Annotated in this window: 14 protein-coding genes, 1 tRNA gene, 2 rRNA genes and 1 riboswitch; of the genes, 15 read left to right on the top strand and 2 right to left on the bottom strand. The window is 43.7% G+C overall.

Annotation, left to right across the window (positions count from 1 at the left end; all coding sequences use genetic code 11):
* Positions 1-82: 82 nt before the first annotated feature.
* The 6 genes from HUU81_RS16315 to HUU81_RS16290 all read left to right on the top strand — a co-directional run bounded on the left by HUU81_RS16315 (position 83) and on the right by HUU81_RS16290 (position 7,225).
* A tRNA-Ile gene (locus tag HUU81_RS16315) sits at positions 83-159 on the top strand.
* Between the two features lie 316 nt (positions 160-475).
* A 23S ribosomal RNA gene (locus tag HUU81_RS16310) occupies positions 476-3,359 on the top strand.
* A 228-nt stretch (positions 3,360-3,587) separates the two neighbouring features.
* Positions 3,588-3,702 (top strand): 5S ribosomal RNA (gene rrf, locus HUU81_RS16305).
* A 606-nt stretch (positions 3,703-4,308) separates the two neighbouring features.
* Positions 4,309-5,685 carry an MFS transporter gene (locus HUU81_RS16300; protein WP_199609956.1) on the top strand — a complete coding sequence of 459 codons (1,377 nt, stop codon included), beginning with the start codon at positions 4,309-4,311 and terminating at the stop codon, positions 5,683-5,685.
* A gap of 83 nt (positions 5,686-5,768) precedes the next feature.
* The gene (locus tag HUU81_RS16295; RefSeq protein WP_199609955.1) at positions 5,769-6,311 is read left to right on the top strand and encodes a DUF2058 domain-containing protein; all 543 of its coding nucleotides are present in this window, start codon (positions 5,769-5,771) and stop codon (positions 6,309-6,311) included.
* 5 nt (positions 6,312-6,316) lie between these two features.
* Complete coding sequence (locus HUU81_RS16290) at positions 6,317-7,225, top strand: TraB/GumN family protein (RefSeq protein ID WP_199609954.1); 909 nt, start codon at positions 6,317-6,319, stop codon at positions 7,223-7,225.
* Between the two features lie 74 nt (positions 7,226-7,299).
* Here HUU81_RS16290 and HUU81_RS16285 read toward each other — a convergent pair whose 3' ends face one another.
* Positions 7,300-8,109: a hypothetical protein gene (locus HUU81_RS16285; protein ID WP_199609953.1), complete on the bottom strand. Its 810-nt coding sequence runs from the start codon at positions 8,107-8,109 to the stop codon at positions 7,300-7,302.
* 291 nt (positions 8,110-8,400) lie between these two features.
* A riboswitch (TPP riboswitch) is annotated at positions 8,401-8,501 on the top strand.
* A 208-nt stretch (positions 8,502-8,709) separates the two neighbouring features.
* On the opposite strand from HUU81_RS16285, the gene thiC reads away from it, so the two are divergent.
* From thiC to thiH, 6 genes are read left to right on the top strand one after another with little or no spacing between them, the layout of a single operon-like run.
* Positions 8,710-10,635, top strand: a complete 1,926-nt coding sequence (gene thiC, locus HUU81_RS16280) for a phosphomethylpyrimidine synthase ThiC (protein ID WP_199609952.1) — start codon at positions 8,710-8,712, stop codon at positions 10,633-10,635.
* The gene (thiE, locus tag HUU81_RS16275; RefSeq protein ID WP_199609951.1) at positions 10,625-12,424 is read left to right on the top strand and encodes a thiamine phosphate synthase; all 1,800 of its coding nucleotides are present in this window, start codon (positions 10,625-10,627) and stop codon (positions 12,422-12,424) included. The genes thiC and thiE overlap by 11 nt, the downstream gene beginning before the upstream one ends.
* Positions 12,424-13,314 (top strand): HesA/MoeB/ThiF family protein, encoded by an 891-nt coding sequence (locus HUU81_RS16270; RefSeq protein ID WP_199609950.1) that lies wholly within the window; start codon positions 12,424-12,426, stop codon positions 13,312-13,314. Before thiE ends, HUU81_RS16270 begins: the two co-directional genes overlap by 1 nt.
* Positions 13,314-13,559, top strand: a complete 246-nt coding sequence (gene thiS / locus HUU81_RS16265; protein ID WP_199609949.1) for a sulfur carrier protein ThiS — start codon at positions 13,314-13,316, stop codon at positions 13,557-13,559. Before HUU81_RS16270 ends, thiS begins: the two co-directional genes overlap by 1 nt.
* Before the next feature lie 4 nt (positions 13,560-13,563).
* Positions 13,564-14,403 (top strand): thiazole synthase, encoded by an 840-nt coding sequence (locus HUU81_RS16260; RefSeq protein ID WP_199609948.1) that lies wholly within the window; start codon positions 13,564-13,566, stop codon positions 14,401-14,403.
* A gap of 50 nt (positions 14,404-14,453) precedes the next feature.
* Positions 14,454-15,617: a 2-iminoacetate synthase ThiH gene (thiH, locus tag HUU81_RS16255; protein ID WP_199609947.1), complete on the top strand. Its 1,164-nt coding sequence runs from the start codon at positions 14,454-14,456 to the stop codon at positions 15,615-15,617.
* A 76-nt stretch (positions 15,618-15,693) separates the two neighbouring features.
* Here the strand turns inward: thiH and ilvY are convergent, their stop codons facing one another.
* Entirely contained in the window at positions 15,694-16,572 is an 879-nt protein-coding gene (gene ilvY / locus HUU81_RS16250) for an HTH-type transcriptional activator IlvY (protein ID WP_199609946.1), read from the bottom strand.
* Positions 16,573-16,712: 140 nt separating this feature from the next.
* On the opposite strand from ilvY, the gene ilvC reads away from it, so the two are divergent.
* From ilvC to ilvM, 3 genes are all read left to right on the top strand, one after another.
* Entirely contained in the window at positions 16,713-18,215 is a 1,503-nt protein-coding gene (gene ilvC, locus HUU81_RS16245) for a ketol-acid reductoisomerase (protein ID WP_199609945.1), read from the top strand.
* A 487-nt stretch (positions 18,216-18,702) separates the two neighbouring features.
* Positions 18,703-20,496, top strand: a complete 1,794-nt coding sequence (gene ilvG, locus HUU81_RS16240; RefSeq protein WP_199609944.1) for an acetolactate synthase 2 catalytic subunit — start codon at positions 18,703-18,705, stop codon at positions 20,494-20,496.
* Positions 20,493-20,843, top strand: coding sequence for an acetolactate synthase 2 small subunit (gene ilvM / locus HUU81_RS16235; protein ID WP_199609943.1), 351 nt, complete (start codon positions 20,493-20,495; stop codon positions 20,841-20,843). Before ilvG ends, ilvM begins: the two co-directional genes overlap by 4 nt.
* Positions 20,844-20,857: the final 14 nt, after the last annotated feature.

The following is a 20,857-nucleotide window of genomic DNA, read 5'->3' as shown; positions in this document are numbered from 1 at the left end:
GCTATTGTCGAGTGTTCACACAGATGATTAGATTACAAAATCAGAGCAAAGAACAATCCCTCCTTATCGGAATGGGTAAAATAGGCCTGTAGCTCAGCTGGTTAGAGCGCACCCCTGATAAGGGTGAGGTCGGCAGTTCAAGTCTGCCCAGGCCTACCAACTATTCTATTGAATCGCACTAATTCAAAAGTAAATGTTCTTATCAAGAATCTTTACTTTTGAGCTTCTGCTCAAAACTGCTCTTTAACAATGTGGAAAAGCTGATAATTAAATCCAGCGTATGAATAACTGAGCAACAGGCAACTGTTGATTCATACGCTAATGACGTAAATGTCACTCTATTTGGTGGTGTCGCAATTGCGATTATCAATCAATTACTCATAGAGCGTCGTTATTAATCATAACGACATTGTCCATCTTTGGACAAAACTAGCGCATACTAACACAAAGTTGGTCAAACAATTTTGGGTTGTATGGTTAAGTGACTAAGCGTACACGGTGGATGCCTAGGCAATTGGAGGCGATGAAGGACGTGTTAATCTGCGATAAGCGTGGTTAAGGTGATAAAAACCGTTATAGACCACGATTTCCGAATGGGGAAACCCACCTGCTTGCAGGTATCTTATAGTGAATACATAGCTATAAGAGGCAAACCCGGAGAACTGAAACATCTAAGTACCCGGAGGAAAAGAAATCAACCGAGATTTCGCTAGTAGCGGCGAGCGAACGCGAATTAGCCCTTAAGCAGCTTACAAGTCAGTGGAATGTGCTGGAAAGCACAGCGATACAGGGTGATAGCCCCGTACACGAAGACGAATTTGTTGTGAAATCGAGTAGGTCGGGACACGTGATATCTTGACTGAATATGGGGGGACCATCCTCCAAGGCTAAATACTCCCAATTGACCGATAGTGAACCAGTACCGTGAGGGAAAGGCGAAAAGAACCCCTGTGAGGGGAGTGAAATAGAACCTGAAACCGTGTACGTACAAGCAGTGGGAGCCGACTTGTTCGGTGACTGCGTACCTTTTGTATAATGGGTCAGCGACTTATATTTTGTAGCAAGGTTAACCGATTAGGGGAGCCGTAGGGAAACCGAGTCTTAACTGGGCGTCGAGTTGCAAGGTATAGACCCGAAACCCGGTGATCTAGCCATGGGCAGGTTGAAGGTGCAGTAACATGCACTGGAGGACCGAACCCACTAACGTTGAAAAGTTAGGGGATGACCTGTGGCTAGGAGTGAAAGGCTAATCAAACCGGGAGATAGCTGGTTCTCCCCGAAAACTATTTAGGTAGTGCCTCGAGCGGACACTTACGGGGGTAGAGCACTGTTTGGGCTAGGGGGTCATCCCGACTTACCAACCCCATGCAAACTCCGAATACCGTAAAGTGATACTCGGGAGACACACGGCGGGTGCTAACGTCCGTCGTGAAGAGGGAAACAACCCAGACCGCCAGCTAAGGTCCCAAAGTGTATGTTAAGTGGGAAACGATGTGGAAAGGCTCAGACAGCCAGGAGGTTGGCTTAGAAGCAGCCATCCTTTAAAGAAAGCGTAATAGCTCACTGGTCGAGTCGGTCTGCGCGGAAGATGTAACGGGGCTAACATGCCACCGAAGCTGCGGATTCACCTTTTAGGTGAGTGGTAGGGGAGCGTTCTGTAAGCGGTTGAAGGTGAGTCGTAAGGCTTGCTGGACGTATCAGAAGTGCGAATGCTGACATGAGTAACGATAATGGGGGTGAAAAACCCCCACGCCGGAAGACCAAGGGTTCCTATCCCATGTTAATCAGGGTAGGGTGAGTCGACCCCTAAGGCGAGGCCGAGAGGCGTAGTCGATGGGAAACAGGTTAATATTCCTGTACTTGTTATTATTGCGACGGAGGGACGGAGAAGGCTAGGTGAGCGTGGCGTTGGTTGTCCACGTGAAAGTGAGTAGGCTGTCGGTTTAGGTAAATCCGGACTGACACTAGGCTGAGACACGAGACGACACTCTACGGAGTGGAAGTCATTGATGCCCTGCTTCCAGGAAAAGCTTCTAAGCTTCAGATAATAACGAATCGTACCCCAAACCGACACAGGTGGTCAGGTAGAGAATACTCAGGCGCTTGAGAGAACTCGGGTGAAGGAACTAGGCAAAATGGTACCGTAACTTCGGGAGAAGGTACGCCGCTGTCGGTGATTGGACTTGCTCCATAAGCTGACGGCGGTCGCAGAAAATTGGTGGCTGCAACTGTTTATTAAAAACACAGCACTGTGCTAAATCGAAAGATGACGTATACGGTGTGACACCTGCCCGGTGCCGGAAGGTTAATTGATTGGGTTAGCGTAAGCGAAGCTCATGATCGAAGCCCCGGTAAACGGCGGCCGTAACTATAACGGTCCTAAGGTAGCGAAATTCCTTGTCGGGTAAGTTCCGACCTGCACGAATGGTGTAATGATGGCCACGCTGTCTCCACCCGAGACTCAGTGAAATTGAAATCGCTGTGAAGATGCAGTGTACCCGCGGCTAGACGGAAAGACCCCGTGAACCTTTACTACAGCTTGACACTGAACATTGAGCCTACATGTGTAGGATAGGTGGGAGGCTTTGAAACCATGTCGCCAGATATGGTGGAGCCAATCTTGAAATACCACCCTTGTATGTTTGATGTTCTAACATTGCTCCATTATCTGGAGTGTGGACAGTGTCTGGTGGGTAGTTTGACTGGGGCGGTCTCCTCCCAAAGAGTAACGGAGGAGCACGAAGGTTGGCTAAGTACGGTCGGACATCGTACGGTTAGTGTAATGGTAGAAGCCAGCTTAACTGCGAGACAGACACGTCGAGCAGGTACGAAAGTAGGTCATAGTGATCCGGTGGTTCTGAATGGAAGGGCCATCGCTCAACGGATAAAAGGTACTCCGGGGATAACAGGCTGATACCGCCCAAGAGTTCATATCGACGGCGGTGTTTGGCACCTCGATGTCGGCTCATCACATCCTGGGGCTGAAGTCGGTCCCAAGGGTATGGCTGTTCGCCATTTAAAGTGGTACGCGAGCTGGGTTTAGAACGTCGTGAGACAGTTCGGTCCCTATCTGCCGTGGGCGTTGGATGATTGAGAGGGGCTGCTCCTAGTACGAGAGGACCGGAGTGGACGAACCTCTGGTGTTCGGGTTGTCACGCCAGTGGCATTGCCCGGTAGCTATGTTCGGAATCGATAACCGCTGAAAGCATCTAAGCGGGAAGCGAGCCTCGAGATGAGTCATCCCTAGAACTTTAAGTTCTCTAAAGGGTTGTTGAAGACTACAACGTTGATAGGCAAGGTGTGGAAGCGCTGTGAGGCGTTAAGCTAACTTGTACTAATTGCCCGTGAGGCTTAACCATACAACACCAAAGTTGTGTGAAGCGCTAACGAGATTGATTGATAGACATCAATTGAGTGACACTGATTTAATTATCACTGGAATTGTTATAACAATTTCCAGTATGACCTCTATTCATTGAGGCCTTGCTTTTCCAGTATTGTGGGATGAATTTATCAACTACATCCATGTAGTTGACCCTAACGGGCCGCACTAAAGTGCGTTAAATTTTGTTCCAAACAAAATTTTGCCTGGTGACAATAGCGTTGTGGAACCACCTGACTCCATTTCGAACTCAGAAGTGAAACGCAACAGCGGCGATGGTAGTGTGGGAGATCCCATGTGAGAGTAGCACATCGCCAGGCTCCCTATTAAAGAAACCCGTTCACACTGTGAGCGGGTTTTTTGCTATGTGGGGTTTGTAATTTAGTATTTAGCATTCAGTAAGTGGCATGCCTCATTTAGCATTTAGCGTTAAAGACTCGCTATTTAGGCGCCAGTACTTAGCAAATATGTACTTATAAATGCGTATTGAGCGCTCAGTACTAAGCTGTATATATTTAGGAATAGGTATTTAGAAATAAGCTAGCTGAACACGCTGACTAGTCCGTTGGCTCTGTTGCGGCTAAGGAAAGTGAGCAGGCTATTGGTGTGACTTCCATGTCTCTGCTACTTCTAACAGCACAGGTCTAGCATGAATGGCGGGGTTATTTTTATTCAAATACACGCAGGTGATTCGACATAGAGCGATGTTTAAATCATACAGAATCTTGGCCTTTCATTAGCCTAAGTTGGTATAAATAGCTGTATCACCTTAGCATTGCTACATTTCATATCTTTATCATTTTGAATGAGCGGTTTAACTTTCAAGATCACTCTGATTATTTAATCTTTATATTTTAGCCAGCGCTTGCATCCTTCCCTATAAATCTCGTACTGTAATCATACCATTATGTTATTGGTTCGTAGATATGTCAGACATAGATGTCAATACAACAACGATAAAACCTGAAACAACTGCCGCCCCACCTACTGATAAGAACGAATCGACGTTATCGTTTTCTGCTAAGCAAAAATGGCTAATGATGTTTAGCTTGGTCTTTGCTGGCGAAATTATTTTTAGCTTGCCATTTCATGTAGCTCGTTTTTTTCGTCCAACTGTTCTAGATGTTTTTCAACTGAGTCACGCCCAGCTTGGTGATATATTTGCGATTTATGGGGTTACAGCAATGCTTGCTTATTTTCCAGGTGGAGCATTAGCGGACAAATTTAGCGCGCGTGCACTACTGATCACTTCATTATTTTTGACTGCCATGGGTGGGCTAGTTTTTATGACGGTGCCAAACGCATTCGTGTTAGCTGTTCTATACGGTTATTGGGGCATTACCACTATTTTTTTATTTTGGGCGGCACTGCTAAAGGTCACTCGCCTATGGGGTGGTGATGATGATCAAGGAAAAGCTTTTGGTTTGCTTGATGGTGGTCGAGGATTGATTGCAGCAGGTTTGGCTTCACTAATGGTGTTATTTTTTAGTTCTCTCTTACCTGATGATTTAGCGGCTATTTCAGCCGAACAGCGAATATATGCACTACGATCGGTTATTGCACTATATAGTGCAGCTACTTTATTGGGTGTAGTGTTTGTGTGGTTATGGGTACCAAAAATGCAAATAAAGCGCCTTCACTCTACTCGGCAGTCGATGCAGGGGATCAAAGAAATTATTTCCAAGCCTCGAATTTGGTTGCAAGCCATTATCGTTGTAATGGCGTATACTGCCTATAAGTCACTCGACTTTTATGCAAGTTACGCAGTAGAAGTATTGGGGATGAATGAAGTTTCAGCTGCTCAATTAGTAAGTAATGCTGCGTATTTAAGAGTATTTTCAGCCATTGCTGCCGGTTATTTCGCCGATAAGTTCAGTGCAGGAAAAGTGATTATTGCTTTATTTATTAGCTTATTAGCCACTTATCTGTCACTCGCATTATTAGGAGAGCAAATAAGCCTGCACACTCATTCTGGTATATTTGTGTTGGGTAGTAATATTTTAGTGTCATTTGCTGCTGTATATGCACTACGTGGCGTTTACTTTGCATTGTTACAAGATGTTGGGGTAAAAAAGGCATATACGGGAACGGCAATTGGTGTGGTATCGGTAATAGGCTATACCCCAGATGTATTTTTAGGTTCGGTTGCTGGTAGGGTTTTAGATGCTAACCCAGGCGCTACTGGCTATTACCATTTCTTTTTAATGTTGTGTGGTGTGGCTATTGTCGGCATAGTGGTTAGTGCGGTGTTATTGTATTTTAATCAAAAGCAATCTACAGCCAGCGAAAAAGTGTCATGCTAATGTCTTTGGATAGACTTGCTAAGTTGTTACAATGCACAAATGTCACGATTGTTAAAATAGATTTAGTTTAATAGGTATATATTATGGGCTCTTTAGCTGACCAATTACTTAAAGCGGGTTTGACCACGAAACAAAAGGCTAAGCAAGCCAACACTGCGAAAAGAAAGCAGCAAAAGCAACAACGCAAAGGTAATGTAGCCGTTGAAGACGATTTAAAGAAAGAGATTGAGCAGGCTAAACAAGCAAAACTAGAGAAAGATCGTGAACTAGCGGCGCAGAAAAAAGCTGAATTAACAGCAAAAGAAAATAAAGCCGCGGTAAAGCAAATGGTGTTACAACACCATATCAAAGACAGTGAAGGCGAAAGTGTTTTTAACTTTACTTATGATAATAAAGTAAAAGAGTTAAAAGTAACGGAGTCACTTCGTAATAGTTTAGCTGCGGGTACAGTTGGTGTGTGCGCTGTTGATAAAGAGTTTTATTTATTACCAGCAGAATTAATTCAGCGAATTGCTACACGAGATGATTCAGTCATTGCCTGCTTACATGATCAAGATGATAACCAAGTACTCGATGAAGACGATCCGTATGCAGATTATGTTATCCCAGATGATTTAATGTGGTAGATATTATGCCTTTACTTAATCATCTGATAAAACGTCATCTGCACACCTTTAGCCTTGCATTTTTTGCATTCATTTTTGTCATTGTTTCCTTACAGGCGAGTGCTGCACCGGCTATTTGGCAGGTGAGTAAACACGGCCATAATAGCTATTTGGTAGGCACTGTGCATATTGGCGATGCCAGCATGCAGCAGTTAGATCCTAAGATTACTCAGTTAGTGACACAAACAAAACAACTTGCTGTTGAAGTCGATATGAGCCGCTTATCAGATGCTGACATGATGCGTATTACCGAGCTGAAAAGTCAGTTACCTGCAGGAAAAACACTAAAACAGTTACTCTCTCCTACTACCTACAAGAAAGTACAACATTATTTTTCCCAAGCAGGCTTACCTATAGCTGCATTTGAGCATAAACAACCTTGGATGCTAGCGCTCACATTAGCATCAATCGAATTTGCTAAGGCGGGGTATTCCCCGCAATACGGTGTAGACAGCAAAATCATTGCAGAAGCGAATACGCTAGATAAGCCTATTATTAGCTTAGAAACATTTGAGCAGCAACTTGGCTTTTTTGATGCGTTCAACGGTAAACATGGTGAAGCCTTTTTGCTTGATGGACTAAATGAAATTGAGCAAATTGAGAACATGACTAACCAGTTAGTCGAAAGCTGGAAAAAGGGCGATACCGATACATTGTTAAGCTTATATCAAGCGTCTATGCAGCAAACTGAATTTGATAAAAAAGCCGAAGACATTCTGTTAAAAGATAGAAATCTACGCTGGTTTGCTAAGCTAGAGCCTATGTTTAGACAACAGCCCACATTGGTTGCAGTAGGAGCCATGCACTTAATTGGCGATAAAAGCCTTGTTCATATTTTTAAAAATGCAGGTTGGAAAGTAGTTAGAGTACAATAGCTTTGAGGCTTTGCGAAAAGAATAACCTGAGCCGCGGCTATTACATGTTCCCCGCTCAGGTTAACGCTTATTATTTAGTAGCGCTTTCTACTTGTGAAAAATAATAAAACAGATGTTACAAGCAACCAAGTTGGAGGCTCAGGAATAGTTTGTGGCGGGTTGAAGTTGAATGTACCTACGCTTTGATAACTTACAAAACGTTGATCCAGCGCTGTCGATGAACCATCTAAAAGGCTTTCAAAGTTAGCTTGATGATATGCTTCATTCCTGAAGAGTGCATCTTTACCACTATTGGCGTTTAACAAATGAGAGATATCTGAAAACGAAATAGTACCGTTTTGATCAAAATTAAACGCAGAATGTTGTGCACTTGTATTATCAATATTAATTGATAAGTGCTCAAGATAGAACGAAGCATGAGACTCGACGCCAGTACTGGTTAATAAATCTTCATCGATATTGTAACCAAATTCAAAAGCGACTTCTGACAGTGCACCTTCAGTAATTGTTGACTGAGTTTGATCGTATTCCCCTTTAACTCTCATTCTAAAATACCAAGGCGTGGTATAAGAAAAAAATGGTGTAATAAGGCTCGACTCTAAAGTCTGTTGAAAGGGGGAGTTGATACTCGTCATATCCAAGTTATACACGCTCCACCAATCACCATTGCTTTGTGAATGAAAAACAGGCTGTAAATTATTTTCATTCAGTGTCAGTGTTGGTGAGTAAGTAATATCACCATTGAAGTTGCTGTCTTGGCTACCGTTTTCATGTCGAGTAAAAGAGTCAAAGTTAAAGGTTAACAGGCCAGCTGTAGCTGTATGTGTGCTGATTATTGCCAATAACGAAAGTGTGGCAGCTAAAATCCAATTATTATTTTTCATTAGTTATCCATTTTTTGTTAATTAAACGACTTAATGCACGCCCGTTGGTTTTTTAATCTAAGTCATGCTCTATTTAAATCACTTGGCATAAATATATTCAACGCTGTTACACCCACCAATTATGGGGCGCACTGTACTTTCCAATGTTTTATTGTACAACGACTTACTATGTTCCCATTTTTAACAATATGAATTTCATTATAATTTAATTTTTCATACTTGCTTCATAACTGAATATCAGCTATAAATCTGTCAACTTGATTTGGCAACATTATTGTGCTGAATTTTTATGAAATCTTGTCGGAGCGCCTAAATAGGCTGAGACCGTGAAAACGGGATCCGTTGAACCTGCCCGGGGTAATACCTGCGAAGGAAACAAGTAAGAATAGATAGTTCCGTTTTTATTATTGTAAATATAAGTAGGTTAAAATGACACCTGCTGACAATAATGCTGTTTATCTATTTCACCTATCTTGTGATCGATGGCCAACACTAAACAGAGTCGTATACTATACCTCGTTTGTTTAGTTGTTAGCTTAATAGCGATTAATTCAACGTTACTCGACAAGCAAATTCTTAACTATAAAAAAGTGAGTTTGCATGTCTATACATATACAATCTTCAACTAACACCACTAATCCAGAAAAGCTGTCACGCCGTCAAACGCGTCAACAAGCTCAAACCTTTTTAAATGAACTAAGTGGTGAAACTTGGCCAAGTTCAAAGCGCACATATTTACCGGGGTCGCGCTCTGACATTCAAGTAGCAATTCGTGAGATTATTCAAACACAAGGGCGTAATAGCAATGTCATTATGACTGACGCGCCAAGTGCCTCTATTAACCCCCCCATTCCGGTATATGACACCTCAGGGCCTTATGGCGACCCGAATATCAATATTGATGTGAGCAAAGGTATAAAAGCTATACGCCAGCCATGGATTGAAGAACGTCAAGATTGTCAGCGCTTAAGTGACGATCAGTTAGTACGCCCTGATTATGACGATAACACGCAGTCATTAAAGCAATGTATGACTCACCAACCGAACATTTATAGGGGTAAAGCTGGGCGACGAGTTACCCAGCTATATTATGCGCGCCAAGGCATAATAACGCCTGAAATGGAGTACATAGCGATTCGTGAAAACATGGGCCGAGAGCGCATTAAAGACGAAATGCTTACTCAACAGCATAAAGGAGAGCATTTTGGTGCTAACTTGCCAGAGCAAATTACTCCAGAGTTTGTGAGAAAGGAAGTTGCTGAAGGGCGTGCCATTATTCCTGCGAATATTAATCACCCTGAAGCCGAACCAATGATCATTGGTCGTAACTTCTTAGTTAAAGTGAATGCGAATATTGGTAATTCTTCTGTTACATCATCGATTGAAGAAGAAGTTGAAAAGTTGGTATGGTCAACCCGTTGGGGCGCTGACACGTTAATGGATTTATCAACAGGCCGCGACATTCATCAAACGCGGGAATGGATAATTCGTAACAGCCCGGTGCCAGTTGGTACGGTGCCTATTTATCAAGCGCTGGAAAAGGTTAATGGCGTAGCAGAAGACTTAAACTGGGATGTATTCAAAGCCACGTTGATTGAGCAAGCACAGCAAGGGGTCGACTATTTTACAATACATGCAGGAGTGCTATTAGCATATGTGCCGTTAGCAGCTAATCGTGTGACTGGCATTGTGTCCCGTGGTGGCTCAATCATGGCGAAATGGTGCATTACTCACCATCAAGAAAGCTTTTTATATACCCGCTTTAGGCAAATATGTGAAATCTGTGCGCAATACGATGTGTCATTAAGCTTAGGTGACGGTTTGCGTCCGGGGTCAATTGCAGATGCAAACGATGAAGCACAATTTGCAGAATTAAAAACCCTTGGCGAATTAACGAAAATTGCTTGGCAATACGACGTGCAAGTGATGATTGAAGGCCCCGGGCATGTGCCAATGCACTTAGTAAAAGAAAATATGACGATGCAACTAGAGCACTGTCACGAAGCGCCGTTTTACACATTGGGACCACTGACTACCGACATTGCGCCGGGCTATGATCATTTTACCTCAGGCATTGGTGCGGCCATGATTGCATGGTACGGTTGTGCAATGCTGTGCTATGTCACCCCAAAAGAGCATTTGGGGCTGCCCAATAAGGAAGATGTTAAACAAGGCTTGATCACTTATAAAATTGCAGCACACGCGGCTGATTTAGCAAAAGGTCACGCGGGTGCACAAATTCGTGATAACGCCTTGTCAAAAGCGCGCTTTGAATTCCGCTGGGAAGATCAATTTAACTTATCTTTAGACCCTTTCACCGCCAAAGCTTATCACGATGAAACGCTACCTCAAGAGTCGAACAAAGTGGCAGAGTTCTGCTCTATGTGTGGCCCTAAGTTCTGTTCGATGAAAATTAGCCAAGACGTGAAAGATTTTGCTGACGATGCACAAGGGTTAAAAAAACACAGTTCCCAGCCAGCTAATCACACGGCAGTAGAGTTAGCGGGAGAAATCGATGATGAATGACAGCACCAACCCGTCTACAAAAATGCCAGTTATGTGGAGTGTGGCGGGTTCAGACAATAGTGCTGGTGCAGGCATTCAAGCAGATTTAAAAACTGGTCATTGCTTAGGTGCACAGGTGTGCACCATAGTGACAACAGTGACAGCGCAAAATCATCAACACGTACTTATAAATGAAACGGTATCAATAACCGCGCTGAATGCTCAGTTTACTAGCTTAATCAAGGATGAGAGCGCTGCATATTGGCCAGCCGTTATTAAAATTGGCGTAATACCCAGCGAAAAGCACCTGCGCTGTATTGTTGAAAATTTGCAGAAAGTGCAAATGATGGCCGCGCAAGACACTAACAAAGTGATGCCTTTTGTGGTGTACGATCCGGTGTTAGTAGCATCGTGCGGAGCAGAATTAGTTGCAGAGCAGCAAACATTTATTACCCAAGTGATAGCGCTGCTATTACCTTGGGTAACGGTTATCACGCCAAATAAGCCTGAACTATTGGTATTAGCACAATGCTTAAATCACGATGTAATCAATAGTACAACTCAGCCGCATCAGCCGCAAGAGCTTAGTATTAGCGCTGCAATTAACTCATTGCTCGCAACTGGTTGCAACAATGTATTACTAAAAGGTGGGCACGATGATGCATCGATAAATAACTGTGATGACTACTTATTTACACCAGAATCTACCTGGTTAATGCGTAGCAACAGAAAGCATAACTCCACAGATACCAGTGATAAAAATGAACCGATCCATTTTCGCGGCACAGGTTGCACACTATCTAGCGCATTATCTGCTGCGTTAGCGCTGGGCTTTTATGAGCAGGGATCAGTAACCGAGTCTAAGAATAATCTTGTTGCCACAAATGTGATTGATGCTGCGGTGGTGGCTAAGGCTTATATTAATCAAACCCTAGATGAAACAAACGCATACTCTCAGGTTTTGCATCATGGCGGTTGGCCAGAGCGGAGCAAAGACTTTCCTCAGTTATTTCGTTTTAATAAAACCGCTTATCTAGATTCAAAGCAACCTCATTTAACGGCGCAAGATAGCTGGTTGATGCATTCCGCTGCTTTTTTGCCTCATCAGTTTTGTGAATATACGGCCAGTGAAAAAGCGTTATACCCAGTTGTGCCTGACTTAATATGGTTAGAGAGAATGTTGCAGCTAGGTATTTCCACTGTGCAGATAAGGGTGAAAGTGCCGATTACAAGCAATAAGGCTGATGAGGATGAGTTAACACTAGAGCAAATTATTGCGAAAGCGGTAGCGCTCGGTCAACAATATAAAGCCAAAGTATTTATTAATGACCATTGGCAGTTGGCCATTAAATATCAAGCCTATGGTGTGCATTTAGGACAAGAGGATTTACAGATCGCTGACTTAACTGCCATTAAACAAGCGGGGTTACGGTTAGGTATTTCGACGCATAGCTACAGCGAACTGCTGATTGCAAAACAATTACAGCCTTCCTACATAGCGCTAGGGCATATTTTTGCAACAAACACCAAACAAATGTCATCTGAACCTCAAGGCTTAGCAAGGTTAGCACGCTATTTAAAGCTGGTGGAAAACATACCAACGGTAGCGATAGGTGGCATTAAGCAGCATCATTTAACGGATATGACGAAAATGGCAGTGGATGCTATCGCTGTGGTAACTGCAATTACAGAGGCGGATGACTGGCACAAGGCCACGTTGGAATTATTGCAGCAACTTGAAGAAAAAGCGTTTGCGCCAATTGATGTGTGTTATCACGGCGAAACTGATAAGCAAAAGGAGTTAGCATAATGACAACAGGCTTATCAGATAAAGCGTTTATTCGTTATAGCCGCCAAATTATGCTGCCAGACATCGCTGAAGCAGGGCAATTAGCACTGACGAATGCCAAAGTATTAATTGTAGGAGCTGGCGGGTTAGGTTGTGCTGCTGCAATGTACTTAGCCGCAGCGGGCGTTGGACGTATTGACATTGCTGACGGCGATGCAGTTGAGCTGAGTAATTTGCAACGGCAGGTATTGTTTTCGGTAGAGGATATTAATCAGAATAAAGCGCAGTGCGCCCAGCAGCGATTATCTTTACTTAATCCGCTAGTGACTATTAATGCCATCGCGCAGCACTTAACTTCTGCTGAGTTGCACGACCGAGTACCTCACATGGACTTGGTGTTAGATTGCACTGATAACACCGCAACGCGTCACGCCGTTAATCAGGCGTGTGTCTCTGCGATGAAGCCGTTAGTGAGCGGTGCAGCGAGTGGGTTTGATGGACAGTTAGCAGTATTTTCCAATCAAGCTGCATCAGCCTGTTATCACTGTCTTTTCCCTGCTAACCATACATCACAGCAACCTAGCGAAGCACAAAACTGTGGTGCGCTTGGCGTGATTGCGCCATTAGTTGGTGTGGTTGGCTCAATGCAAGCGATGCAAGCGATTAAGATATTGTGTGGACTGCAAACGAGCACGTTTTTTATGACCTTACCCATGCTGAGTGATCTTGCGTCAAACAGCCAGGCCGCTGATGTAGGCTGGCAAGTGCTTTCAATTCAACCAGATCCTCATTGCAAAGTGTGCGCTCAATGCAATTCACAAGCTGACCAAGCGTCTTCCTCGTTATCAAATCAACTAAAACCGCAGCGGGCTAGCCACTCTACGACTGCTCTCCCGAAAAGGATGCCATAATGCAAATTTGGATCAACCATACCCTCATTGATGTGCCAAGCAATTGTACACTGGAGCAGGCCATGCCGACGGTGTTTAAACATCAACAAAGCCAAACTAAGAACGCCATGAAAACAGAGCAGGCATGGCGTGAAGGTGTTGCGGTAGCTGTGAATAACACCGTAATTCCAAAAGTTAAATGGGCTAAGCATTTGTTAGAACCACACGCTAAAGTGCATGTTTTTCATGCCATTGCAGGAGGGTAGTATTATGTTGACGATAGCAGGTAAGCAGTTTAATTCGCGATTATTTACGGGGACAGGAAAATTTGCAAGTGGTCAATTAATGCAAGATGCCCTGCTGGCAAGTGGTACTGAACTCGTTACTGTGGCGCTTAAACGCATGGTGATAAATTCAGAAACAGAGTCACAACAAATTTCTGAGCAAGCCGTTGACTCTATCATGCCTTTTTTGCAACCTTTGATGGAAAATAAGCGTATTTCGTTATTGCCAAATACGTCCGGAGCGAAAACAGCCCAAGAAGCGATTTTTGCCGCCGAGTTGGCACGAGAAGCGCTGCAAACCAATTGGCTAAAATTAGAAATTCACCCCGATCCCTATTATTTAATGCCCGATCCCATTGAAACCTTAAAAGCGGCTGAGCAGTTATGCAAGCAGGGCTTTATTGTGCTGCCTTACTGTGGTGCTGATCCTGTGTTGTGTAAGCGTTTAGAAGAGGTGGGCTGTGCGGCTGTCATGCCTCTTGGTGCACCAATAGGTTCTAATCAAGGCTTGGCCACTCAGGCAATGCTCGAAATTATCATTGAACAGGCCCAAGTGCCCGTAGTGGTTGATGCGGGAATAGGTAAACCCTCCCATGCGTGTGCGGCTATTGAAATGGGAGCTGACGCCGTACTGGTTAATACGGCAATGGCAGTAGCTAATGATCCCGTAGCAATGGCAAATGCATTTAAACATGCCGTGGATGCTGGTTGGCAGGGACGACGGGCAGGATTAGCTGCCGATAACGCCATGACTAACGCTAGCAGCAAGTTGAGTGCAATAGGTACTAGCCCCTTAACCGACTTTTTGTTAGATGAGCATGGATAAATAATGTGTGATGTCGTGGTTTTTATCAACCAAACGCAGGAATAGTGTTCATGGACTATTTATCATCCAGTTTTTTTAGTCATTGGCAGCAAAACACAGTACAACAAGCATTAGCAGTACGGACTGCGTCAGATGTTGAGCAGGTATTAAACAAAGTCGCACGGGCAAAAAGCTATAACATGCTGTCAGTAGATGACTTAGCTACACTAATCTCTGATGCTGCAAATCCATATTTAGAGGTAATGGCGCAGCTGTCGCAGCAATTAACGCGACAACGATTTGGCCATGCTTTACAGCTATTTATTCCACTGTATTTATCTAACTTATGCGCGAATGAATGCAGTTATTGTGGCTTTTCAATGAGCAATAAGATCAAGCGAAAAACACTTACATGGGAAGAAGTTGATGCTGAGTGTTTAGCCATTAAAGCAATGGGTTATGACGCAATTTTATTGGTAACCGGAGAGCACGAAACAAAAGTAGGTATGGCCTATTTTGAACAAATACTGCCGATTGTAAAAAAGCATTTTAGTTACGTAATGTTAGAGTGCCAACCGTTATCGCAGCACCAGTACGCATTGGTGAAACAATGGGGAGTGGATGCGGTAATGGTGTATCAAGAAACCTATCACAAGCCGAGTTATCAACAATATCATTTGCGTGGTAATAAACGCGACTTTCGCTGGCGGCTGGAAGCGCCTGATAGATTAGGAGCGGCGAAAATGGATAAAGTGGGACTCGGCTGTTTGTTTGGCTTGCATGATTCGTGGCAAGAAGATGCGTTATCGTTAGCGAGCCACTTACAATATTTGCAAAAACGCTATTGGCGAACACGTTATTCAGTTGCGTTTCCACGCTTACGCCCTTGCACAGGCAATAATAACCAATTGACTCCACAAGCCGCATTATCTGATCGCAGCCTCACTAAGCTTATATGTGCATTTCGGCTATTTAATCCGCAATTAGAGGTTGTGTTATCAACCCGAGAGCCTGCAAAACTAAGAGATAATCTATTGCCATTGGGAGTTACCCATTTAAGTGCGGGTTCGCAAACCCAACCAGGTGGCTATGTTGATGAAACAGCTTTGAAAAAGCCGCAACTAGCGCAATTTGATATTGATGATGTTCGCGCGCCTGCGGAAGTGGCTGCGAGTATTAAACATAGAGGCTTTGATGTGATTTGGACCGACTGGAATAAAAGCTACTCTGGATAACATAACACCCTTATAACCGTTCGAATATTATGGCAAATGCGCTATGGTTAAGTACGTATGATTAAGTACGTTATGATTAAGTACGCTGCAACTGCCAAAAAGCTTGTACTAGTGGGTTATTAAGCTGTTTTTTCAAGCAGCTTAACCCCAAATTGAATGCTTGAGGCTGAACGGGCACGGGTAAAATGCGTACTTTATTTTTAACCGGACTATTCTCAATAACTAAGTCGGGAGCAATGCTCACCCCGCAACCTAGCGCAACCATGCTGACAATGGCTTCATGACCAGACACTTGCGCATACTCTTGTGGTTTTAACTTCATGGCTTTTAACCACGCCATTAAGTGGCTGCGCGCCGGGCCAGCTTCTGGCATAACAAAAGGCAGTGCTTGCCAATTAATTTCTGTACCTTGTAATGCGTCACTAAAAGCGGTGTGCTGCGTAGGTGCAATAATACGTAGGGGAATGTCGGCAATGGCTTGAAACGCAAATTTATCTGCAAGTGAGTCCGGCCGTGCTGCAATGGCAATATCTACATCATGTTTCGCTATTTTTTCAATCGCTAAACTTGCATCACCCGTAGTTAAATGAATATCCACTAAAGGGTGTTGCTGGTGGAAGCGTTCAAGCATATTAGGTAAAAAACTGTGCGCTGCGGTTACGGTACAGAAGATTTTCAATTCGCCACTTAGCTGTGTGTGATGCTGCTGAACATCATGTTTTAACGCCTGCCATTGACTAACAACCTGCTGAGCAAACAATGCGAAACGCTCGCCTTCGGCAGTGAGTGTGACGCTACGATTATCGCGTTTAAATAGAGGGTAACCAAACGTTTCTTCTAGTCGCTGGATCATTCTACTTAACGTGGGCGGACTAACGTGAATGGCGTCAGCCGTCATCGAAAAATGTAACGTACTTCGTAGGTGTAAAAATGCGTTCAGCGATTTTAGATCCATGTTCTTTTTACTCTTTTCTTATATTTCATAAATAGAAATAATAAGTTTCAAATATATCAATTTACGAAATAATAAACCCAGCCTACACTTTGCTCAAGTTAATTGATTACATATCCCTATTGTTTTACCCGAGGAAAGTTATGAGTAACCAACATGCTGAGCAAAATTATTTTAATCAGTTGAGCCTTCGCCAACAGCTTGCTCAACTTGGCGTGTGCCGTTTTATGGCGCGAGACGAATTTGAACAAGGTTGTCAATTTCTTAAGGGTAAAAAAATAGTCATTATTGGTTGTGGCGCTCAAGGCTTAAACCAAGGTTTAAATATGCGTGATTCTGGGCTGTCCATTGCGTATGCCTTACGCCCTGAAGCGATCACCCAACAACGCCTGTCTTGGCAACGTGCGACAGAAAACGATTTTGAAGTTGGGGATTACCAAACGCTCATTCCTGATGCCGATCTAGTCTATAACTTAACGCCCGATAAACAGCATAGTCAAGTGGTTGCAGCGGTGATGCCACTGATGAAGCAAGGTGCCACACTTGCTTATTCGCACGGTTTTAACATTGTTGAAGAAGGTCAGAAAATCCGTTCAGATATCACCGTGGTAATGTGTGCACCTAAGTGCCCAGGCACCGAAGTGCGTGAAGAATACAAACGTGGGTTTGGTGTACCGACTTTAATTGCAGTGCACCCAGAGAATGATCCCCAACAGCAAGGTTTCGAGATTGCAAAAGCACTAGCCTCTGCAACTGGGGGTGACCGTGCTGGCGTATTAGCATCGTCGTTTGTCGCTGAAGTGAAGTCGGATTTAATGGGTGAACAAACCATATTATGCGGAATGTTACAAACGGCTGCCATTCTAGGTTACGACAAAATGATGGAAGCTGATATTGCACCAGCATATGCTGCCGAACTTATTCAGCAAGGATTAGAAACCATCACTGAAGCCCTAAAAATTGGTGGTATTAGTCATATGATGGATAGACTTTCTAATCCATCTAAACTGGCGGCATTTGAGCTAAGCGAGCAACTAAAACATACATTAAGACCGCTTTTTGAAAAGCACATGGATGACATTTTATCCGGTGACTTTTCGCAGAATATGATTGCTGATTGGCACAATAATGATAAAAATTTACTGACATGGCGTGAACAAACCAATGAAACTGGGTTTGAGCAAGCGCCTGCTAGCGAAGAAAAGCTAGAAGAGCAAACATACTTTGAACAGGGTATTTTCCTAGTCGCGATGATAAAAGCAGGTGTTGAATTGGCATTTGAAGTGATGGTTGAGTCGGGCATTTTACCTGAATCAGCTTATTACGAGTCACTACACGAAACGCCATTAATTGCGAATACTATTGCGCGAAAACGCCTATATGAAATGAACGTGGTGATCTCAGATACTGCGGAATATGGCAATTACCTTTTTGCCAACGCTGCCGTACCAATGTTGCGTGACACTATCATGCCGAAACTAACCACAGAGCAAATAGGTAAAGGGTTAGCGTTAGATTCGCTGAGCGTTGATAATCAAGCGTTAGCCACTGTGAACGACGCAATTAGACAGCATCACATAGAGCAAGTGGGTCGCGAACTGCGTGGTTATATGAAGGACATGAAAGCGATTATTAAAAGTCACTAACTGTAGATAAAAGTGATAATTATGATGCTAAAAGTAATGAAAATACATTGAATTTTATTTATGTTGTTAACCAGTAATAAATGGCTTCTTATTCCTAAAAAGAATATAGCCATAACTAAAGGAACTTGATAAAGGCGTTGACTTTAACTGCATAGGCGCCTAAAAATAAAAGAACAAAGCTGACCAGTTGTTGGCTTTTTTCTAAGCGCTTCAACATTAACATGGCTTGAAGTGACATTTTTAGCATAACGCTTAACCTAATTTTTAGTGTAAACGAGAAACAGTATTTAAAGTATGAACAGCCTAATCACCCTAATTAACAACATTATTATTTCAGTGGTCGTCGTGATTATTCGCGCACGGCGGGGTGTGTTATTGGGTAACTAGCTGCAACAGTTTCCGAAAACCCCCGCTCCGCAAGGACCGGGGGTTTTTTTATGACCAAAAAAAGTAATTAGGCATCAAATAAATAACGGTAGAACAAAAAATGAATGGCGCAGAATTGGTACTTCACACATTGCAGCAGCACAACATAGATAGTGTTTTTGGCTATCCGGGTGGTGCCATTATGCCAATTTATGACGCTCTGTATGACAGCGAAATTAACCACTATTTGTGCCGCCACGAGCAAGGTGCAGGATTTGCGGCACTAGGCTATGCGCGTTCAAGTGGCAAAACAGGCGTTTGTTTTGCGACCAGTGGCCCTGGCGCTACGAACCTTATTACTGCGCTTGCTGATGCTAAGTTAGATTCTGTGCCACTAGTGGCAATTACCGGTCAAGTTGCCAGCCAAGTAATGGGCACCGACGCTTTTCAAGAAGTGGATGTGCTGGGATTGTCACTGACGGTGACCAAACATAGCTTTTTGGTTGAGTCTGTTGAACAGCTGGCCGACACGCTAAAAGCGGCAATTGCATTAGCACATGATGGTCGTCCCGGCCCAGTGTTGGTAGATATTCCAAAAGATATTCAATTAGCGCATATTGATGGGAAAGAGCTGGATGAGGAAATGCTGGATGAAAAACCCCTGATCAATAACGCACCGGCTAATTACAACGCGCAACCACAACACGCGCCTCAATTAATGACTACAACACCTGACCCGAGTGATCTTTCCAAGCGTTTACAGCAAGCCGCAAAGTTGATGAGTGATGCCCAGCGCCCATTACTTTATATTGGCGGTGGTGTGCATATGGCGAAGGCGAAAGAGGAATTCAACGCATTGCTTAACGCAGCCAAATGGCCAGTGGTAAGTACCTTAAAGGCGCTAGGCACGGTTGCCACAGATTATCCGCTTGATTTAGGTATGCTGGGTATGCACGGCAGCCAAGCTGCCAACTATACTGTACAAGCCTGTGATTTATTAATGTGTATTGGCGCGCGCTTCGATGACCGTGTAACCGGAAAATTAGATGAGTTTGCCGCTGATGCCACTGTGATACATTGCGATATTGATGCTGCGGAAATCAACAAACTGCGTGCCGCTGATGTGGCGTTTGTAGAACCCTTCAAGCATTTGCTGCCGCAATTAACCGCAGGGCTACTTGCGAGTAATGACAAGCAAATTGATCTTACACCGTGGCAGCAACAAGTGGAATCTTGGCAACGAACCTATGCATGGAATTACGATCAAGTCTCAACGGCAACCCCAAATGCGCAAGAAGATGACGGTGTCACTAGTAAAATTGATGGGCCACACTTCTTAAAACAATTAAGTGATACGTTACCGTCTAATAAAGTTGTGTGTTGCGACGTAGGGCAGCATCAAATGTGGGTAGCGCAGCATATGCAATTTGCGCAACCTAGCGATCATTTAACTAGCGGTGGCTTAGGCACCATGGGCTTTGGTTTACCTGCTGCGATTGGCGCACAGCTAGCAAGAACTGGCGATACTGTGGTAGCAGTATCTGGTGACGGTAGCTTTATGATGAATGTGCAAGAGTTAGCAACGATTAAGCGATTTGGTTTGCCTGTTAAAATCATCATTATGGATAACAGTCGATTAGGTATGGTGAAGCAATGGCAAGAACTGTTTTTCGATAAACGTTTTAGTCATACCGACTTATCTGACAACCCCGATTTTGTGCAATTAGCCGCCGCATTTGATATTCCAGGGTTAACGATTGACAGTTCACAAGATATTCCACAAGCGTTGGAAGCCATGCTGAGTTGGCAAGGCGCGTTTTTATTGCATGTAAAAATTAACGAAACCGACAATGTATGGCCATTAGTACCCCCTAATCGCCCCAATCATGAAATGCTAACGGAGTTAACGCAATGAATAATCAACAGTCTTTAACGATTTTAGCGCACCAGACTCCAGCGGCCTTAGAGCGTATTTTGCAGACCATGCGTTTTCGCGGATTTCAGCTATTACAGCTCACCACACAGCAAGTGTTGATTGCTAACGAATATCAACAAGATGATCAGCAAATGTTACTAATATCAGTTACAGTAACTAGCAACCATGCGATCCATTTATTAACGCACCAGTTAGAAAAATTATTTGACGTGGCTACAGTTAACGTACTGGATACGCAGCCAACACTAGAAAAAATGTCGAATACAATGGATATCGCAACAATAAATAGCCGTACAACGAATGTTGCCTTGGCACTACGATCGTAAATGATGGATCAGGT

This window comes from Flocculibacter collagenilyticus (assembly GCF_016469335.1).
Taxonomy (GTDB): Bacteria; Pseudomonadota; Gammaproteobacteria; order Enterobacterales; family Alteromonadaceae; genus Flocculibacter; species Flocculibacter collagenilyticus.
Note: the sequence above shows the minus strand (reverse complement) of the source record. Positions and strands in the feature narration are given on the sequence as shown.